We start from the raw sequence: 19181 nt of genomic DNA on the forward strand, positions 1-19181 counted from the left end.
ACAGGTTCAAGTGCTGAACACAAAATTTGTGTACGACTCGAATCACTGTGGGAGCGGGCTTGCTCGCGAAGGCGTCATAAGCAGCACTATAAAACTATCGGTCAGTCACCAAACCCGGTTTCACGGCAGCCGGCTTCAACACCAACCACAACGCCAGCGCAATCAACACCCCGCCATAGATATGCGCCATCGACAGCGGCTCGTCGAGAAACATCGCCCCCCACAACACCCCGAACAGCGGAATCAGGAAGGTCGTGGTCATCGATTTCACCGGACCAATCGAGCTCAGCAGCCGGAAGTAAATAATGTAGGCAAACGCCGTGCAGCCCAGACCCAAGCCCAGCAACGACAGCCACACGCTCCAACCGCCCCAGCTCGCCGGTGGCTGGCTGATCACGCTGTAACCGAACAGCGGCAGCAGGAACAGCGTCGCGCCAAGCATGCTGCCCAGTGCCGACAAACGGCTGTCGAGACCACCGGCCTGATCGAGCCAGCGCCGGGCCAGGAAACCGGCAAAACCGTAGCACGTGGTGGCGAGCAGGCAGGCTACGGCGCCCATCAACAACCCGATATCGAACGCCACCGGGCCCGCGCGGGTCAGCACGCCGACCCCGAACAGCCCGAGAAAAACTCCGCCGAGCTTGGCGGCGGTGAGCTTTTCATGGAAAAACAGGCCGCCGATCAGCACGCCCATCAGCGGCGTGGTGGCGTTGAAAATCGACGAATAACCGGCGGGCAGTACTTGGGCGGCAACGGAGTACAGGGTCGCCGGGATGCCGGAGTTGATCACCCCGAGCAGCATCACGGTCTTGAGTTTGCCTTTGAAATCCCAGCTGGTGCGCATCAGGCCAAGAATCACCAACAGCCCGACCGCGGCAATCGACACGCGGAAAAACGCAGTAGGCAGGGAGCCGATCACCGGGGCGATGATGCGCATGAACAGAAAACTCGCACCCCAAATGGCCGCCAGGGACAGTAAACGGAAAATATCGACGGGGTTCACAGTGCGTTCCTTCCTTGAGGGAGGGGCGAAAGTGTTGCTGAGTGTGAGATCGATGGCAACCGAAAACCGGACGTTGAACTCTTCAGGGCGTCGATGACGCGGCGGCCGGAAAATTACGCTTCTCCTGCACCCGGTTCACTGGCTAAGCTCAAGCCTTCCGAATTCCCGCAGAGGTCTCAACATGCCGCAGCAATGGCCAGCCGCCGACATCGCCCGCTTGATCCTCGATGGCTTTGACGATTACCGCGAGCATTTTCGCCAGATCACCGACGGCGCCCGGGCCCGTTTCGAGCAGGCCCTGTGGCAAGAGACGCAATCGGCGTCGGCGGCACGAATCAATCTGTACGAAGACAAAGTCGGTGAAACGGTGGAGCGGCTGCGCACCGCGTTTGACGCCGACACGCTGGACGTCAGCTGCTGGCCGCTGGTCAAAAGCGCCTACATCAGCCTGATCGACCTGCGTTTCGACGATGAGCTGTCCGAGACCTGGTACAACTCGATCTTCTGCGGGCTGTTCAGCCATGACCTGATCAGCGACGGCTGCATGTTCATCCACACCACCCGGCCGAGCCTGCGTCGCGCCCGGGCTGCGCAAACCCGCACCTACAAGCCGCAAGGCCAATTGTCGGCAATGCTCGCCAGCATTTTTGACGACTACCGCTTCAGCGAAGAATACGCCGACCTGCCCGGGGACCTGCGCCGCCTCGAAGCGCAACTGCGCGAGAACCTGCCGGATTGGGTGTGCAAGGACCCGGAGTTGAGCGTCGAGCTGTTTTCCTCGGTGCTGTACCGCAATAAAGGCGCGTACCTGGTGGGGCGCATCTACACCGCCGACGAGCAATGGCCGCTGGCAATTCCATTGCTGCACCTCGAAGGGCGCGGCATCCAGATCGATGCGCTTATCACCGACGAGGCGGACGTGTCGATCATTTTCTCCTTCACCCGCTCGTATTTCATGGTGGATGTGCCGGTGCCGGCGGAGTTTATCGGCTTCCTGCGGCGTATCCTGCCGGGCAAGCACATTGCCGAGCTGTACACCTCGATTGGCTTCTACAAGCACGGCAAATCGGAGTTCTACCGGGCCCTGATCAATCACCTGGCCAATACCGACGACCAGTTCATCATGGCCCCCGGTGTGCGCGGCATGGTCATGAGCGTGTTCACCCTGCCGGGTTTCAACACCGTGTTCAAAATCATCAAGGACCGTTTCTCGCCGTCGAAAAACGTCGACCGCGCCACGGTGATCGAAAAGTACCGTCTGGTGAAGAGCGTCGACCGGGTCGGGCGCATGGCCGATACCCAGGAGTTCGCCGACTTTCGTTTCCCGTTGAGCAAGTTCGACCCGGCGTGTCTGGAGGAGTTGCTGGAAGTCGCGCCGTCCACGGTGTCGGTGGAAGACGACACGGTGCTGATCCGTCACTGCTGGACCGAGCGACGCATGACCCCGCTGAACCTCTACCTGGAAAACGCCAACGAGGCGCAGGTGCGCGAGGCCCTGGAAGACTACGGGCTGGCGATCAAGCAACTGGCGGCGGCCAATATCTTTCCCGGCGACATGCTGTTGAAGAACTTCGGCGTCACCCGTCATGGCCGGGTGGTGTTCTACGACTATGACGAGATTTGCTTCCTTACCGAGGCCAACTTCCGGCACATCCCGCAACCACGCACCCCGGAGGACGAAATGGCTTCCGAACCCTGGTATTCGATCGGGCCGCTGGACGTGTTCCCGGAAGAGTTTCCGCCGTTCCTGTTTGCCGATTCCGGGCAGCGCCGGTTGTTCGACCAACTGCATGGCGAGTTGTACAACGCCGATTACTGGAAGAGCCTGCAAGAAGCGATTCGGGCGGGGAAGGTGATTGATGTGTTCCCGTATCGGCGCAAGGGCCTGGATTAAGAGTAGCGCCGGTACGCATCCCCTGTAGGAGCGAGCTTGCTCCGGGCGGCGTTCCGACGATGGTCGTTAACGGTGACGCGGGAAACCTGACACCCCGTGGCGTTCTTGAGTTCATCGTCGGAACGCCGCCCGGAGCAAGCTCGCTCCTACAAGGGATCTCGCTTGTCCTTTAAATCTGCGACAATCTGCCTTCTGCGCCACTAGACGACCGAATTGCGTACCCGATGACCGACGAATCGCCCTCCATCGACAAACTGCTGAAAAACCTCGATCACGCCATGCTCGCCGACCGCCACCGGCTGCGGCGGCAGTTGCTTGAGCTGCGCAAGAAACCCGACGAGGCCAAGCTGGCCCAATGGGTGACTCGCACGCAGGCGTCCTGTGATCAGGTGCTGGCGCGCAAGGCCAGCCTGCCGGTGATTCGTTACGACGACAGCCTGCCGATCGCCGCCAAGCGCGACGAAATCAAGAAAGCGCTGGAACAGCACCAGGTGCTGATCATCGCCGGCGAAACCGGTTCGGGTAAAACCACCCAGTTGCCGAAGATCTGCCTGGAAATCGGTCGCGGCCAGCACGGCCTGATCGGGCACACCCAGCCGCGCCGAATTGCTGCGCGCAGCGTCGCCAGCCGGGTGGCTGAAGAGCTCGGCACGCCGCTGGGCGCGCTGGTCGGCTATCAGGTGCGTTTCGAGGATCAGAGCGACTCCAACACCCTGATCAAGCTGATGACCGATGGCATCCTGCTGGCGGAAACCCAGAACGACCGCTATCTGGAACGCTACGACACGATCATCGTCGACGAAGCCCACGAACGCAGCCTCAACATTGACTTCCTGCTCGGCTACCTGAAAACCCTGCTGCCGCGTCGCCCGGACCTGAAGGTCATCATCACCTCGGCGACCATCGACCTGGAGCGCTTCTCCAAGCACTTCGACGATGCGCCGATTGTCGAAGTGTCCGGCCGTACTTTCCCGGTGGACACCTGGTATCGCCCGCTGACCCTGGAGCAGGACGAAGAGGGCAACCGCGTCGAGGACGACTTGACCGTGGACCAGGCGATCCTCGCCACTCTCGACGAAATTGCCGCCCATGAGCGCAGCGAGCGCCGCAGCCCCGGTGACGTGCTGGTGTTCCTGCCGGGGGAGCGCGAGATTCGCGACGCCGCCGACATGTTGCGCAAGGCCCAGCTCAAGCACACCGAAATCCTGCCGTTGTACGCGCGCCTGTCACCGGCCGAGCAGCAGCGAATTTTCCAGTCGCACCCAGGCCGTCGCGTAGTCTTGGCGACCAACGTCGCGGAAACCTCGCTGACCGTGCCGGGCATCCGTTATGTGATCGACAGCGGCACCGCGCGCATCAGCCGTTACAGCTACCGGGCCAAGGTTCAGCGTCTGCCGATCGAGGCCATTTCCCAGGCCAGTGCCAACCAGCGCAAGGGCCGTTGCGGACGGGTCGAGCCGGGCATTTGCGTGCGCCTGTACAGCGAAGAGGATTTCCTCGGTCGCCCGGAGTTCACCGATCCGGAAATCCTGCGGACCAACCTCGCAGCGGTCATTTTGCAGATGTTGCATCTGCGTCTCGGCGAGGTCAGCGCGTTCCCGTTCATCGAGCCGCCGGATGGCAAGGCCATCAGCGACGGTTACAACCTGCTGCAGGAACTCTCGGCGGTGGACCGCAACAGCCAATTGACGCCACTCGGTCGTCAACTGGCGCGGCTGCCGGTGGACCCGCGCATGGGGCGCATGTTGCTCGAAGCGGCGAAGCTCGGCAGCTTGCAGGAAGTGCTGATCGTCGCCAGCGCCATGTCGATCCAGGACCCGCGCGAGCGTCCGCCGGAGCGTCAGCAAGCGGCGGATCAGGCCCACGCCCAATGGAAAGACGCCGACTCGGACTTCGCCGGGCTGGTCAATCTGTGGCGCGGTTTCGAGGAGCAGCGCCAGGCACTGAGCGCCAGCCCGTTGCGCAACTGGTGTCGCAAGAACTTCCTGAATTACCTGCGCCTGCGTGAATGGCGCGACTCCCATCGTCAGCTGAGCCTGATCTGCCGCGACATGCAGTTGAGCCTCAATAAAGAGCCGGCGGACTATCCGAAATTGCACAAAGCGGTGCTGGTGGGGTTGCTGAGCCAGATCGGCCAGAAAACCGAAGAGGGTGATTACCTCGGTGCACGCCAGCGGCGGTTCTGGATTCATCCGTCGTCGGGTATCGGTAAAAAGCGTCCGCAGTGGCTGATGACTGCCGAACTGGTGGAGACCACCAAGCTCTACGCGCGCATGGTGGCGAAGATCGATGCCGACTGGATCGAGCCGCTGGCCGGGCACCTGATCAAGAAAAACCACTTCGAACCCCACTGGGAGAAGAAGCGCGGCCAGGTCGTGGCGTTCGAGCAGATCACCCTGTTCGGGTTGATCGTGGTCGGCCGTCGGCCGGTGCATTACGGCCCGGTGGACCCGGTGGTGTCTCGCGAATTGTTTATCCGCGAAGCACTGGTGCGCGGCGAGATCCAGTCGAAGGCCAAGTGCCTGACCGCCAACAAACAGTTGCTGGAACAACTCGACGAACTGGAAGCCAAGGCCCGTCGTCGCGACATCCTCGCCGACGAAGAAACCCTGTTCGCCTTCTACGACGCGCGACTGCCGGCGGAGATCCATCAGACGGCGACCTTCGACAGCTGGTATCGGATCAACAGCCAGAAAGACCCACAGTTGCTGATCATGCGCGAAGAGGACGTGCTGGCCCGCGAAGCCAGTGAAGTCACTGCCCAGCACTATCCGGATACGCTGCACATCGGCGACCTGGAACTGGCGCTCGGCTACCACTTCGAACCCAACCATCCACGGGACGGCGTGACCCTGCGCGTGCCGGCACCGCTGTTGCCGATGCTGCCACCGGAACGCCTGGAATGGCTGGTGCCGGGTGTCATCGAAGCCAAGTGCATTGCGCTGGTGCGCAACTTGCCCAAGGCCTTGCGCAAGAACTTCGTACCGGTGCCGGACTTCGTCAAGGCGGCCTTGCAGCGCATGAGCTTTGCCGAGGGTTCGCTGCCCCAGGCCCTGGGGCGCGAGCTTTTGCGCATGACCGGTGCGCGGGTCAGCGATGAAGCCTGGACCGAGGCGGCGCAGCAGGTCGAAAGCCATCTGCGGATGAACCTGGAAATCGTCGACGGCCAGGGCAAGTTCCTCGGTGAAGGTCGCGATCTGGCCGAGCTGACTGCGCGTTTCGCCGAAGCCAGCCAGGCTGCGCTGGCCGTCCCGCAATCCGCGAAAAGCCAGCAGCCCGTCGAGCCGAAAGTATTTGCCGCCGTCGCCGAGAAAACCCAGCAGAAGATCGCCGGGCTGTCGATGACGGTGTATCCGGCACTGGTGGAAGAGGCGGGCACGGTCAAGGAAGGACGTTTCTCGACGCCGGCCGAAGCCGAGTTCCAGCATCGCCGTGCGCTGCAGCGCCTGCTGATGCAGCAACTGGCCGAATCGGCGAAGTTCCTGCGTGGCAAGTTGCCGGGCCTGACCGAATTGGGTCTGTTGTATCGCGATATGGGGCGTGTCGATGCGTTGGTGGAAGACATTCTGCTGGCCAGCCTCGACAGCTGCATTCTTGAGGGCGAACACCCGCTGCCTCGTGACGGTGCGGGTCTGGCGTCCCTGGCTGAACGCAAGCGTGGCGCCTGGACCGAGCACGCCGAGCGCGTGGCGAAGCTGACCCTGGAAATCCTCAAGCTCTGGCACGGCTTGCAAAAGCGCTTCAAGGGCAAGATCGATCTGGCGCAAGCCGTGGCTCTGAACGACATCAAGCAACAGCTCAGCCACCTGGTCTATCCGGGGTTTGTCCGGGAAATGCCGATGCAGTGGCTCAAGGAGTTGCCGCGTTACCTCAGGGCCATCGAGCAACGCTTCGAAAAAATCGGTGCCCAGGTGCAGCGCGACCGGGTCTGGAGCGGCGAATTGAGCGGCCTGTGGACGCAATACCAGACCCGCGCCAGCAAACACGCCCAGGAAGGCAAGCGCGATCCGCAGCTGGAGTTGTATCGCTGGTGGCTGGAGGAATACCGGGTTTCGCTGTTTGCCCAGCAACTGGGAACCAAGGTGCCGATCTCCGACAAGCGGCTGAACAAGCAGTGGAGCCAGGTAGAGGCCTGACACACCCCTGTAGGAGCGAGCGCGCTCGCGATGGTCGTCAACGATAACGCTGGGTGTCTGACACCCCGCGGCGTTCTTTAATCCATCGCGAGCGAGCTCGCTCCTACAAGTGCGGCGTCGCTCTCGCAAAAGGGGCGAAAACCCAAGGTTTATGGCAAACTTCGCGACCATAAACGCCGGTTTCGCGACCCAGAGCCTTCGACCCGGTTGCGAGCAGGAATAAAGCGATTCCAGGTTTGCGTCCCCCGGATGGGAATAGACCCTTTGTGTATTGGTACGACGGTGCCAATGCTTTCTGCCTGAACAGATTAGAGACACGACCATGCATAAAGTCGTCATCAGTGGCACCGGCCTGTACACCCCGGCCAACAGCATTTCCAACGAAGAGCTGGTCCAGTCTTTCAATACCTACGTCGCGCAATTCAACGCCGACAACGCCGATGCCATCGCGCGCGGTGAAGTGGAAGCGTTGACCGAATCCAGCGCCGCATTCATCGAAAAAGCCTCCGGCATCAAGAGCCGCTTTGTCATGGACAAGGACGGCATCCTCGACCCGCAACGCATGGCCCCACGCCTGCCGGAGCGTTCCAATGACGAGTGGTCGGTGCTTTGCCAGATGGCCATTGGTGCGGCCGAACAAGCCTTGCAGCGCGCCGGCAAGACCGCGGCGGACATCGACGGCGTGATCGTCGCCTGCTCCAATCTGCAACGTGCCTACCCGGCCATTGCCATCGAAGTCCAGGAAGCGCTGGGCATCCAGGGGTTCGGTTTCGACATGAACGTGGCGTGCTCTTCGGCGACCTTCGGTATCCAGACCGCCGCCAACAGCGTGCAACTGGGCCAGGCCCGGGCGATCCTGATGGTCAACCCGGAAGTCTGCACCGGCCACCTGAACTTCCGTGACCGCGACAGCCACTTCATCTTCGGCGATGCCGCCACCGCGGTGATCATCGAACGTGCGGACCTGGCGACGTCCAAATACCAGTTCGACATCGTCAGCACCAAGCTACTGACCAAGTTCTCCAATAACATCCGCAACAACTTCGGCTTCCTCAACCGCGCGGCGGAAGAGGGTGTCGGCGCCAGGGACAAACTGTTCGTGCAGGAAGGCCGCAAGGTGTTCAAGGAAGTCTGCCCGATGGTGGCCGAACTGATCGGTGAGCATCTGCAGGAAAACCAGCTCAACGTCAGCGACGTGAAGCGCTTCTGGCTGCACCAGGCCAACCTCAGCATGAACCACCTGATCGTCAAGAAACTGCTGGGCCGCGATGCCACCGAACAGGAAGCCCCGGTGATTCTCGACACCTACGCCAACACCAGTTCCGCCGGTTCCGTGATTGCGTTCCACAAGAACCAGGACGATCTGCCCGCCGGCTCGCTGGCCGTGCTCAGTTCGTTCGGCGCCGGTTATTCGATTGGTAGCGTGTTGCTGCGCAAGCGCTGAAATTGTTCGCGGTAAAAAAAATCGCAGCCAATGGCTGCGATTTTTTTTGCGCAAGTACAACGAGAAAACAGAAACAGCCTGGCGTTGTTATATCGGAGGATGATGGGGACCGAGATAACAATGACAGGCTGTAAAGGCGTCCCGGGCTTCCTTGCCCGAGTCGTGTAGCGGGGTGAATCAGAACTTCGCTTCGGCATCCAGTTGCAGGGTGTTGATGTCCGAATCGGTTTTCTTGATGTTGGCGTTGGTCTGGTCCGAGGTCGCCATGAAGTAGGTCGCGCCCAGGGCGAAGTTCTTGTCCAGGTCGTAGCTCACTTTCAGCTTGCTGCCGCGCGAACCGGTGAAGCCGTTGGCGAAGTCGGAGTCGGTGAAGGCACCCACCACAGCGTTACGCTGCACGTCGCGGTAGTTGTAGTCCAGGTTGAAGCCGTAGACCTTGGACTTCACACCGGCCAGCCAGCCAGTGTCCTGGTCGTTGCTGGCATCTTTGTTGTTGACGTACTGACCATACAGCGACAGCGGTACTGGCAGGTTGGTGAAGTCCAGCTGACCAAAACCTTCGTACAGTTTGAAGGTTTCGTTCGGGCTGTTGCCGTTGACGGCCAGTGCGCATGGAGCGGTGACGGTGCCGGAGGTAGGGCAGGCACTGTTCTTGTCGTTGTCGTAGGAGTAGATACTGCCGCCCAACGTCATTTTCATGCTGTCGGTGATGGCGAAGCGTGCGCCCAACTGGCCAGCGTACAGACGCAGGTCGTGCTTGAACTGCACGCCTTCACCGTCGACGTTGTCCTTGAGGGTGTAGTGGCCGGCGCTACCGAACAGCTCGGTGCTGCCGCTCAGCGGGTATTTGTAGGTGACGGCCAGACCTTCAGGGTTGATGTCGCTGTCCCAGATGATGTCGCCCATGCTCACCCATTGTTGTGGCATCTTGCCGCCAACCAGGTGCAGGTTCTTGATCGCGTCAGGGTGGTAGTCGATGTAACCCTGGTCCAGCCAGATCTGCTTCTTGTCGAAGTAGTTGTTCAGGTCCTGGTTGGTCGAGCGAGCGTCGTCGTTGCTGCCGGTGGCGATGCGGATACCGGTGTCGACTTGCGGGTTGATTTCGCTGTAGGCACCCAGGCGGGCACGAATGCGCTGACGGTCCTGGTCCTTGTTGTTTGGCACGCCATCGTTGTGCACGGTTTCTTCACGGAAACGTACGTCACCCTTGAACTGGGTCTTGGCGGCCCACGCCAGCTTCTGGTCGAAGGTGCTCAGTGCGTCGGTTTTCTTCGCGGTGGCCGCGATTTGCTCGTTAGTCTCTTGCTGAGCCTGACGGGCGATCTGCTGGTCTTTCTGATCCCTGGCCAGCTCGGCTTGCAGTTCGCTGTACTGCGCGTTGGTAATCGAGCCGTTAGCCTTGAGCATGTCGAGCAGTTTGGCGTCGACTGCGGCACTGGCCGGAACACTCATGGCCAGCAACAGGCCGCCGCACAAGGCCGCCGCAGTTTTCGTGGAAGCAAGACGCATATCAATCTCCGAAGATGAGAGGGGATGACAGAGCCATCCGGGACACACCGACCGTAAGGGGCGGAAAACAGTGGCCGGGTATAACCCGGCGCTCTAAAAACAGGCGCCAGTATCGCGATGGTTTATGACAGAGCGGTGGCAATGTGATGTCATGTCGGTGACGATACAAAGTCGCCGTGAACTATTGAGTTAGAGCACTGTCGTCGTTTTGCCCGTGTGCATTGCGCAGCGATAGGCGATACTCGCGGGGCTTTCACGCCATGAAGAGTGAGGACGGTGATGCCGTTGCAACGCCTGCAAAGACTGTCAGAAATCGCCCCGCAGACCTGGGACGCCCTGGTTCCGGAAAGTCAGCCTTTTCTGCGTCACGCTTTCTTGAGCGCACTGGAAGACAGCGGCAGCGTCGGCCCCCATTCCGGTTGGCAGCCCGAGCATTTGCTGCACGTTGAAGGTGAGCGCCTGATTTCCGCGCTGCCCAGTTATCGCAAGTGGCACTCCTACGGCGAGTACGTGTTCGATCACGCCTGGGCCGATGCCTGTGCCCGCGCCGGCATCGATTACTATCCCAAACTGTTGACCGCGGTGCCGTTCAGCCCTGTCAGCGGGCCGCGGCTGTTGGCGGCCACGGTAGAAGACGGCTTCGAATTATTGAACAGCCTGCCGGGCTACCTTGAGATAGAACAACTCTCCAGCGCCCACATCAACTTCACCGATCCGTTCACCGACGCGGCGCTGAGCGAGCAGCCCGGCTGGTTGCAGCGCGTTGGCTGTCAATACCACTGGCAGAATCGCGGTTACCGGGATTTCCAGGACTTCCTCGACGTGCTGAGTTCGCGCAAGCGCAAACAGATGCGTAAGGAGCGTGAGCAGGTGACAGGGCAGGGCTTTGAGTTCGAATGGCTGGAGGGGCGGGAGCTGAGTCAGGCGCAATGGGATTTCGTCTATGCCTGCTACGCCAATACGTACGCGGTGCGCCGGCAAGCGCCGTATCTGACGCGGGCGTTTTTCAGCCTGTTGGCCGAACGCATGCCGGAGTCGATTCGCGTGGTGCTGGCCAAACAGGGTTCACGGCCGGTGGCGATGGCGTTCAGCCTGGTGGGGGGCGACAGCTTTTATGGGCGTTACTGGGGATGCCTGTCGGAGTTCGATCGCCTGCATTTCGAGACCTGTTTCTACCAGGGTATGGACTATGCCATTGCCAACGGTTTCCAGCGTTTCGATGCCGGGGCCCAGGGCGAGCACAAACTGATTCGTGGATTCGAGCCAGTCATTACGCATTCCTGGCACTACCTGCGGCATCCGGGGTTGAAAGCGGCGGTGAAAGACTTTCTGGAGCAGGAGCGGCTGGGGGTGATGGCTTATGCAGAGGATGCGAAGTCAGCCTTGCCTTATCGACAAGGCTGATCTTCACCTTATGGCGTGTCAGTTGTCTTCCTTGCCCAGCCAGCGATACAGCACGCCGCCGACGACTGCACCGAGTAGCGGCGCGACCCAGAACATCCACAGTTGTTGAATCGCCCAGCCGCCGACGATCAGCGCCGGGCCAGTGCTGCGCGCCGGGTTGACCGAGGTGTTGGTGACCGGGATCGAGATCAGGTGGATGAGCGTCAGCCCCAGGCCGATGGCAATCGGTGCCAGTCCGGCCGGTGCACGTTTATCGGTGGCGCCGAGGATGATCAGGATGAACATCGCGGTCATCACCAGTTCACAGACGAACCCTGCCGCCATCGAATAGCCGCCAGGCGAGTGTTCGCCGTAACCGTTGGACGCCAGGCCTCCCGCCAGTTCGAAACCGGGTTTGCCGCTGGCAATGAAGTACAGCAGGGCGGCTGCAATCACGCCGCCAATGACCTGGGCAATGATGTAGGCCGGCAACTCATTGGCCGGAAACCGCCCACCCACCACCAAGCCGAGGGACACCGCAGGGTTGAGATGACAGCCGGAAATATGGCCGATGGCGAAAGCCATGGTCAGCACTGTCAGGCCAAACGCAAAGGACACCCCGAGCAGGCCGATTCCCACCTGCGGAAACGCCGCCGCCAATACCGCACTGCCGCAACCACCCAACACCAGCCAGAACGTACCTACCAACTCAGTAGCCGAACGTTTTAACAGAGACATGAGAGAGTGCCTTTTCGAGATTATGCTGCCTTGTGCATCCAGCCGATGGACTGCAGAACCACCTCCAGAAGGTTGAAGTGAGTACAGCACGGTTTTTTCAGAATTCCAGCAGGCATAAAAAACCGCCAGGCCCCGTTGTTGGCGGGCTCTGGCGGTTATCTAAAATTTTTCGGCTGTAGGAGCGAGCTTGCTCGCGATGGTCGTCAACGATAATGCCGGGAGCCTGACAGCCCGCGGCGTTCTCCAGTTCATCGCGAGCAAGCTCGCTCCTACACAGGTTCGGTGGCCATCTTCAGGATCAATCGATCCCGACAAATCCACCGGTCTGGTGTTGCCACAACCGTGCATACAAACCGCCGTGGGCCAGCAGTTCGGCGTGGGTTCCGGTTTCGGCGATGTTGCCGTTTTCCAGCACCACCAGCCGGTCCATCCGGGCGATGGTCGAGAGCCGGTGAGCGATGGCGATCACGGTCTTGCCCTGCATCAGGGTTTCGAGGCTTTCCTGGATCGCCGCTTCGACTTCCGAATCCAGTGCCGATGTGGCCTCGTCCATGATCAGGATCGGCGCGTCCTTGAGCAGCACACGGGCAATGGCGATGCGCTGGCGCTGGCCGCCGGAGAGTTTCACTCCGCGTTCACCGACGTGGGCATCGAAACCGGTGCGGCCTTCGGCGTCCGAGAGTGAAGGAATGAAACCGTCAGCCCGGGCCTTGTGCACCGCTTCCCAGAGTTGCGCGTCGGAGGCGTCGGGTTTGCCGTACAGCAGGTTGTCACGGATCGATCGGTGCAGCAGCGACGTGTCCTGGGTGATCATGCCGATGCGTTCGCGCAGGCTTTCCTGGCTGACGTGGGCGATGTTCTGGCCGTCGATCAGGATGCGTCCGCCTTCGACGTCGTACAGGCGCAGCAGCAGGTTCACCAAGGTCGATTTACCAGCACCGGACGGGCCGATCAGGCCGATTTTTTCACCAGCCTTGATGGTCAGGTTGAGGTCGCCGATGATCCCGCTCTGCTTGCCGTAGTGGAAGTCCACCTGTTCGAAGCGCACTTCGCCACGGGCCACCGCCAAAGGCTTGGCCTGGTCGCGGTCGGTGACGGTGACCGGTTGCGAGATGGTCTGCAGACCGTCCTGCACCATCCCGATGTTTTCGAAGATGCCGGTCACCACCCACATGATCCAGCCGGACATGTTGACGATACGGATCACCAGGCCGGTGGCCAGGGCAATCGCCCCCACGCTGATCAGCGACTGCGTCCACAACCACAGGGCCAGGCCGGTGGTGCAGACGATCAGCAAGCCGTTCAAGCTGGTGATGACCACGTCCATGCTGGTGACCACGCGGCCAGCCAGTTGCGCCTTTTCGGTTTGCTCCTTGATCGCTTCGCGGGCGTATTGCTGTTCGAAGTTGGTGTGGGCGAACAGCTTCAGGGTGGTGATGTTGGTGTAGCCGTCGACAATCCGCCCCATGAGTTTGGAGCGCGCATCAGACGCCACCACCGAGCGATCCTTGACCCGTGGCACGAAGTGATAGAGGGCGCCGATGAAGGCGAAGATCCACGTCAGCAGCGGAATCATCAGGCGCCAGTCGGCTTCGGCGAACAGCACCAGCGAACTGATGGCGTAGATCAGCACATGCCACAATGCATCCACGGCTTGCACGGCGGAATCGCGCAGTGAGTTGCCGGTTTGCATAATGCGTTGGGCGATGCGCCCGGCGAAGTCGTTCTGGAAGAAATTCAGGCTCTGCTTGAGCACGTAGCTGTGGTTCTGCCAGCGGATCATGCTGGTCATGCTGGGACTCAGGGTCTGGTGCACCAGCAGGTCATGCAAGCCCACGAAAATAGGGCGCAGCACCAGCGCGACCACCACCATCCAGGTCAGCTCGAGGGCGTGCTCGCGGAACAGATTGGCGTTCGGCGTGCCTTGGGCCAGGTCGATGATGCGGCTCAGGTAGCTGAACAGCGCCACCTCGATCAATGCGCCAATCAGGCCGACGATCAACAGGGCGGCGAAGCTCGGCCAGACCTGCTTGAGGTAATAGGTGTAGAAAGGGAAGACCCGGTCCGGCGGAGACGCCGTCGGTGCTTCACGGAAAACATCGATCAGTTTTTCGAAGCGGCGATAAAGCATCGGTTGTTCGCCCGCGAACGGGCTCTCCTTTTAACGGTTTGAGCGTTGCCGGCAAACACCGGCAACGGCTCGGACATCCTTGTCCAGCTTAGTCTCAGTCGATGCGCTTGGCGGACTTGATGAGCACCGGGTCGATAGGCACATTCTGCATGCCTTGCTTGGTGGTGGTTTGGGAGTTGACGATGATGTCCACTACATCCATGCCCTTGACCACCTTGGCGAATACGGCATAACCGGCATCACGGCCCGGATCGAGGAAGTCGTTGTCCTTGACGTTGATGAAGAACTGGCTGGTGGCCGAATCCGGATCGGAAGTGCGCGCCATCGACAGCGTGCCACGCACGTTATGCAGGCCGTTGCTGGCTTCGTTCTTGATCGGATCCTTGGTCGGTTTTTGCTGCATTTGCTGGGTGAAACCACCGCCCTGGGCCATGAATCCCGGGATCACCCGGTGGAAAATGGTGTTGTTGTAGAAGCCGCTGTCGACGTACGCAAGAAAGTTCCTGGTACTGATCGGGGCCTTGACCGGGTCCAGTTCGATTTCGATCTGGCCGTTGGTGGTGTCCAGCAGCACATGCGGGGCCTTTTCCGGCGTAGCGGCCATCAGGTTGGCGGCAAACAGGACGGAGCCTGCGGCGAGGGCGATTTTTTTCAGCATGGGTCAGTGATCCTGAGTGGTGGTGTCGACTGCGGTCAGAAACTCCAGCAGCGTCTGGTTGAAGTGTTCCGGCTGGTCCAGCGGCGTGGCGTGGCGTGAATCGGCGATCACCACCAGCCGCGCGTCGGGCAGCAGTTTTACGTAGTTTTCCTTCAGTGCCACGGGTGTGTAGTCACGGTCGGCACTGACGATGAGGGTTGGACAGGTGACCTTCGAAAGTCGTTCCTGAACCCCCCAGCCCACAATGGCATTGAAGCTGGCGAGATAAGCATGTTTGTCGTTTTTTGCCCAGCGCTCGGCCATCTTTTGTCGCAAGTCGGCCTGCCCGGGCTTCGGGAACAACTTGTCGCCCAACGCCTTGCCGATGGTGCCAAGGCTGAGGGCGCGCATCAGGCTCCAGCGCTTGAACCACTGCCAATAGTCATCGCGGCTGCGCAGTTTGACCTCGGGCGCGCTGTTGACGATGCACAGGCTCTTGAGCAGTTGCGGCTGATCCACAGCCAGCTGGAAGCCGATCATGCCACCCATCGACAGGCCGACATAGTGTGTCGGCCCGAGATTGAGGTGTTCGACCAGTGCAATCAGGTCAGCGCTGAACCCGGCAATGCTGTAGCGCTCCCGGGGTTTGTCCGAACGGCCGTGACCGCGCACATCCGGGACGATCACCCGGTAACGGGTGGCCAGTGCCGGGATCTGTTTTTCCCAGTCCAGCGTGCTGGAGCCCAGACCGTGGACCAGCAGCAGCGGCGTGCCGTGACCATATTCCTCATAGTGCAGGTTGCAACCTTCGTGTTCGAAATAGGCCATGCATACACTCCGTGTCAGGCTTGTTCGGGGGCGGCGAACGGTGCGTCCAGTGGTGCGGTGTCAAACGTACGCAGCAGTTCGATAAGAATCTGCGTGGCCGGCCCGAGTGGTTTGTCCTTGTTCGAATACAGGTAAAAGCTCGGGTTACGACTGCCGCCCTGATCCAACGGTAGCAGTTTGAGCGTCCCCTCCTTGAGCTCTCGTTCGATCATGTGCCGGGGCAGCCACGCAAACCCCAGACCGCTGCTGACGAACGTTGTGGCGGTGGCCAGGCTGCCGACGGTCCAGCGCTGTTCAGCACCGAGCCAGCCGACGTCCCGTGGTTGCTGGCGGCCCGAGTCGCGGATCACCACTTGCATCTGGCTTTCCAGGTCCTGAAAGCTCAGTTCGCGGTTGAGACGGTGCAAGGGATGCTCCGGGTGGGCAACGGCGACAAACTCGACATCGCTCAATTCTGCGCCCAGGTAACCGGGAATACTGAACCCGGTGATGGCCAGGTCGGCCACGCCTTCGAGCAGCACTTCCTCCACACCCGACAGCACTTCCTCACGCAAGCGCACCCGGCAGCCACGGCTTTGCGGCATGAACGCGGTCAAGGCGCGGACGAGGCGGGCACTCGGGTAAGCGGCATCGACCACCAGGCGCACTTCGGCTTCCCAGCCCTGCTCCATGTGATGGGCCAGGTCTTCGAGTTGACTGGCCTGTTTCACCAGTTGCCGGGAGCGGCGCAACAGCACGCCGCCGGCTTCGGTCAGCACGGCTTTGCGTCCGTCGATGCGCAGCAAGGGTACACCGAGCTGATCCTGCATGCGTGCCACGGTATAGCTGACCGACGATTGCGAGCGATGCAGTGCCTCGGCGGCCTGGGCGAAACCGCCGTGATCGACCACGGCTTGCAGCGTTCGCCATTGATCAAGGGTCACGCGGGGCGCTTTCATGTTGAGCTCCTCTTGTCCTAAGCTGGCAGCCCTTACTGGAGGCTGCTGAATGAAAAAATTCTGTTGTGTGCTGCTGGCGCTGCTGCCGCTGACGGCGATGGCTTACCCGATCGATGTAAAAAAAGACCTCAACGGCATGAAGATCGATTACCAGACCTACGACACGGATAACGACATCGGCTCCATCCAGGTGGCCAACTACGGCGACGTCGATGCGAGCTGCAAGGTCGTTTTCATCAATGGCCCGGAAGCACCGCGTAGCCGCAAGATCGATGTACCCGCCGGCAAGCACAAAAATGCCACCGCCAAATTCACCCGCAGCATCATCAAGCTGCGCATCGAGCTGACCTGCACCCCGAAATGACAGCAATCTCCTGTGGGAGCGGGCTTGCTCGCGAAGGCGGTGTGTCATTCAACGTTGATGTCGACTGACACGGCCTATTTGTCGGAACGCCGCCCGGAGCAAGCCCGCTCCCACAGAGTATGTTGAGCTTATAAACGAATTTATTGATGGGTTATAGCAGTTATTTGCGCTTTTTCATCGATATGACTCTGTTTAACCTTCACTCCATCGACCTACAGCATTCTCAGATGGAGGCTACATCCCATGTCCCGCGTTCTGATCATCGAAAGCAGTGCCCGTCAGCAAGACTCGGTTTCCCGCCAACTGACCCAGACGTTCATCAGCCAGTGGAAAGCCGCTCACCCGAATGACCAGATCACTGTCCGGGACCTGGCCGTCAAGCCGGTGCCGCATCTGGACATCAACCTGCTGGGTGGCTGGATGAAACCCGCCGAGCAGCGCAGCGAGATCGAACAGGCGTCCCTGGAGCGCTCCAACCAGTTGACCGACGAATTGCTCGCCGCCGATGTGCTGGTCATGGCCGCACCCATGTACAACTTTGCGATCCCCAGCACCCTGAAAGCCTGGCTCGACCATGTACTGCGTGCCGGTGTGACCTTCAAGTACACCGAAACCGGTCCGCAAGGCCTGCTCAGCGGCAAGCGCGCCTTTGTGTTGACGGCTCGCGGCGGCATCTACGCCGGCAGCACCGCCGATCACCAGGAACCGTACCTGCGTCAGGTCATGGGCTTCATCGGCATCCACGACGTGACGTTCATCCACGCCGAAGGCATGAACCTGGGCGGTGACTTCCAGGAGAAAGGCCTGAACCAGGCGAACGCCAGGCTTTCGCAAGTGGCCTGACCGGTTAATCGCCAGATAATCGCTGGATGGTCTAGTGACCTGGCGCAACCCTTCAAGTCTGTACGCGCATCGAACCTCCCTTCGCACTTGTTGCTCCTGAGTGCTCTGGCCCGATTGAACGCTTTAGCGAGATCGGGCTTTTTTTTGCCTGCGATTTGACGAACACCTACAAAACCTTGTGGGAGCGGGCTTGCTCGCGAAGGGGGACTGTCAGTCCACATAAATGTTGGATGACATATCGCTTTCGCGAGCAAGCCCGCTCCCACAGAGGTTTTGCGTCATGGCTACTGTCGCGATAAGTGGCAAAACCCGCTATCGTCGCCGCCATTCGAAATGAGGCGAGCATGGGCTATCTACTTATTGTCACGCTGATCCAGGCGTTTTCCTTCAGTTTGATCGGCGAATACCTGGCCGGTCATGTCGACAGTTACTTCGCCGTGCTGGTACGCGTGCTGCTGGCGGGGCTGGTGTTCCTGCCCCTGACCCGCTGGCGCTCGGTGGAACCGGCATTCATGCGTGGCATGCTGTTGATCGGCGCGTTGCAGTTCGGCGTGACGTACGTCTGCCTTTACTTGAGCTTTCGCGTACTGACGGTGCCGGAGGTGCTGCTGTTCACCATCCTTACGCCGCTGCACGTGACCCTGATTGAAGATGCATTGAATCGTCGCTTCAATCCCTGGGCGCTGGTCGCGGCACTGGTGGCGGTGGCGGGGGCGGCCGTGATTCGCTTTGACCGGATCAACCCGGATTTCTTCATGGGTTTCCTGTTGCTGCAACTGGCCAACTTCACCTACGCCGCCGGGCAGGTGCTCTACAAACACCTGGTCGCGCGCCATCCAAGCGACTTGCCGCATTACCGCCGTTTCGGCTTCTTCTACCTCGGCGCACTGGCGGTGGCGTTGCCGGCGTTTCTATTGTTCGGCAAACAGAACTTCCTGCCCGAAGCGCCGTTGCAATGGGGGGTGCTGCTGTTCCTCGGCCTGGTTTCGACCGCTTTGGGGCTCTACTGGTGGAACAAAGGCGCATGCCTGGTCAACGGCGGTACCCTGGCGGTGATGAACAACCTGCATGTGCCGGTGGGCTTGCTGATCAACCTGCTGATCTGGAACCAGCATGAAGAACTGGGGCGGTTGTTGCTTGGTGGTTCGGTGATTTTGCTGGCGGTGTGGATCAGTCGGTTGGGTATCCGGCGCGCAGCCAGATTCGTGTAGGCGTTGCCGCAGGCTGCGATTTTTTGACGAAGAGCTGCTCGCATTCGGTTAGCAGCGAGCGTTGGACTAGTGGTGGGTAATGCTCGGATGACATCTATCTGAGCATCATTTGTCTGGTTTTT

Annotated in this window: 14 protein-coding genes; 7 read left to right on the forward strand and 7 right to left on the reverse strand. The window is 60.4% G+C overall.

All coding sequences use genetic code 11. The features are described from left to right. Window positions 1-94 precede the first annotated feature (94 nt). On the reverse strand, window positions 95-1003 hold the full coding sequence (locus AC06G5_RS06820) for a DMT family transporter (RefSeq protein WP_413423836.1): 909 nt from the start codon (window positions 1001-1003) through the stop codon (window positions 95-97). A 181-nt stretch (window positions 1004-1184) separates the two neighbouring features. Between AC06G5_RS06820 and aceK the strand changes: the two genes are divergently transcribed. The 3 genes from aceK to AC06G5_RS06835 all read left to right on the forward strand — a co-directional run bounded on the left by aceK (window position 1185) and on the right by AC06G5_RS06835 (window position 8477). Further along, window positions 1185-2897 carry a bifunctional isocitrate dehydrogenase kinase/phosphatase gene (gene aceK, locus AC06G5_RS06825; protein WP_413423835.1) on the forward strand — a complete coding sequence of 571 codons (1713 nt, stop codon included), beginning with the start codon at window positions 1185-1187 and terminating at the stop codon, window positions 2895-2897. Between the two features lie 224 nt (window positions 2898-3121). Then, window positions 3122-7033 carry an ATP-dependent RNA helicase HrpA gene (gene hrpA, locus AC06G5_RS06830; RefSeq protein WP_480459142.1) on the forward strand — a complete coding sequence of 1304 codons (3912 nt, stop codon included), beginning with the start codon at window positions 3122-3124 and terminating at the stop codon, window positions 7031-7033. Between the two features lie 322 nt (window positions 7034-7355). Then, window positions 7356-8477: a beta-ketoacyl-ACP synthase III gene (locus tag AC06G5_RS06835; RefSeq protein WP_413703398.1), complete on the forward strand. Its 1122-nt coding sequence runs from the start codon at window positions 7356-7358 to the stop codon at window positions 8475-8477. 177 nt (window positions 8478-8654) lie between these two features. Here AC06G5_RS06835 and AC06G5_RS06840 read toward each other — a convergent pair whose 3' ends face one another. Beyond that, window positions 8655-9986, reverse strand: coding sequence for a putative porin (locus tag AC06G5_RS06840; RefSeq protein WP_413703397.1), 1332 nt, complete (start codon window positions 9984-9986; stop codon window positions 8655-8657). Between the two features lie 279 nt (window positions 9987-10265). On the opposite strand from AC06G5_RS06840, the gene AC06G5_RS06845 reads away from it, so the two are divergent. Then, the gene (locus AC06G5_RS06845; protein WP_413703396.1) at window positions 10266-11390 is read left to right on the forward strand and encodes a GNAT family N-acetyltransferase; all 1125 of its coding nucleotides are present in this window, start codon (window positions 10266-10268) and stop codon (window positions 11388-11390) included. Between the two features lie 18 nt (window positions 11391-11408). Here AC06G5_RS06845 and aqpZ read toward each other — a convergent pair whose 3' ends face one another. The 5 genes from aqpZ to AC06G5_RS06870 form a co-directional block, all read right to left on the reverse strand. Continuing rightward, a complete protein-coding gene (aqpZ, locus tag AC06G5_RS06850; RefSeq protein ID WP_057400663.1) occupies window positions 11409-12107 on the reverse strand; it encodes an aquaporin Z in 699 nt (232 codons plus the stop codon). A 298-nt stretch (window positions 12108-12405) separates the two neighbouring features. After that, on the reverse strand, window positions 12406-14238 hold the full coding sequence (locus AC06G5_RS06855; RefSeq protein WP_413423823.1) for an ABC transporter ATP-binding protein: 1833 nt from the start codon (window positions 14236-14238) through the stop codon (window positions 12406-12408). Window positions 14239-14332: 94 nt separating this feature from the next. Further along, window positions 14333-14896 (reverse strand): peptidylprolyl isomerase, encoded by a 564-nt coding sequence (locus AC06G5_RS06860; RefSeq protein WP_413423821.1) that lies wholly within the window; start codon window positions 14894-14896, stop codon window positions 14333-14335. Window positions 14897-14899: 3 nt separating this feature from the next. Further along, window positions 14900-15703 carry an alpha/beta fold hydrolase gene (locus AC06G5_RS06865; protein ID WP_008018222.1) on the reverse strand — a complete coding sequence of 268 codons (804 nt, stop codon included), beginning with the start codon at window positions 15701-15703 and terminating at the stop codon, window positions 14900-14902. 14 nt (window positions 15704-15717) lie between these two features. After that, window positions 15718-16641 (reverse strand): PA3225 family LysR-type transcriptional regulator, encoded by a 924-nt coding sequence (locus AC06G5_RS06870; protein ID WP_413423817.1) that lies wholly within the window; start codon window positions 16639-16641, stop codon window positions 15718-15720. A gap of 49 nt (window positions 16642-16690) precedes the next feature. Between AC06G5_RS06870 and AC06G5_RS06875 the strand changes: the two genes are divergently transcribed. The 3 genes from AC06G5_RS06875 to AC06G5_RS06885 all read left to right on the forward strand — a co-directional run bounded on the left by AC06G5_RS06875 (window position 16691) and on the right by AC06G5_RS06885 (window position 19059). Then, the gene (locus AC06G5_RS06875) at window positions 16691-17005 is read left to right on the forward strand and encodes a 3-phosphoglycerate kinase (protein ID WP_413703395.1); all 315 of its coding nucleotides are present in this window, start codon (window positions 16691-16693) and stop codon (window positions 17003-17005) included. Window positions 17006-17248: 243 nt separating this feature from the next. Next, entirely contained in the window at window positions 17249-17848 is a 600-nt protein-coding gene (locus AC06G5_RS06880; RefSeq protein WP_413423815.1) for an FMN-dependent NADH-azoreductase, read from the forward strand. 344 nt (window positions 17849-18192) lie between these two features. Beyond that, complete coding sequence (locus tag AC06G5_RS06885; RefSeq protein WP_413423813.1) at window positions 18193-19059, forward strand: carboxylate/amino acid/amine transporter; 867 nt, start codon at window positions 18193-18195, stop codon at window positions 19057-19059. Window positions 19060-19181: the final 122 nt, after the last annotated feature.

Source organism: Pseudomonas sp. WT-JTC (genome assembly GCF_056711565.1).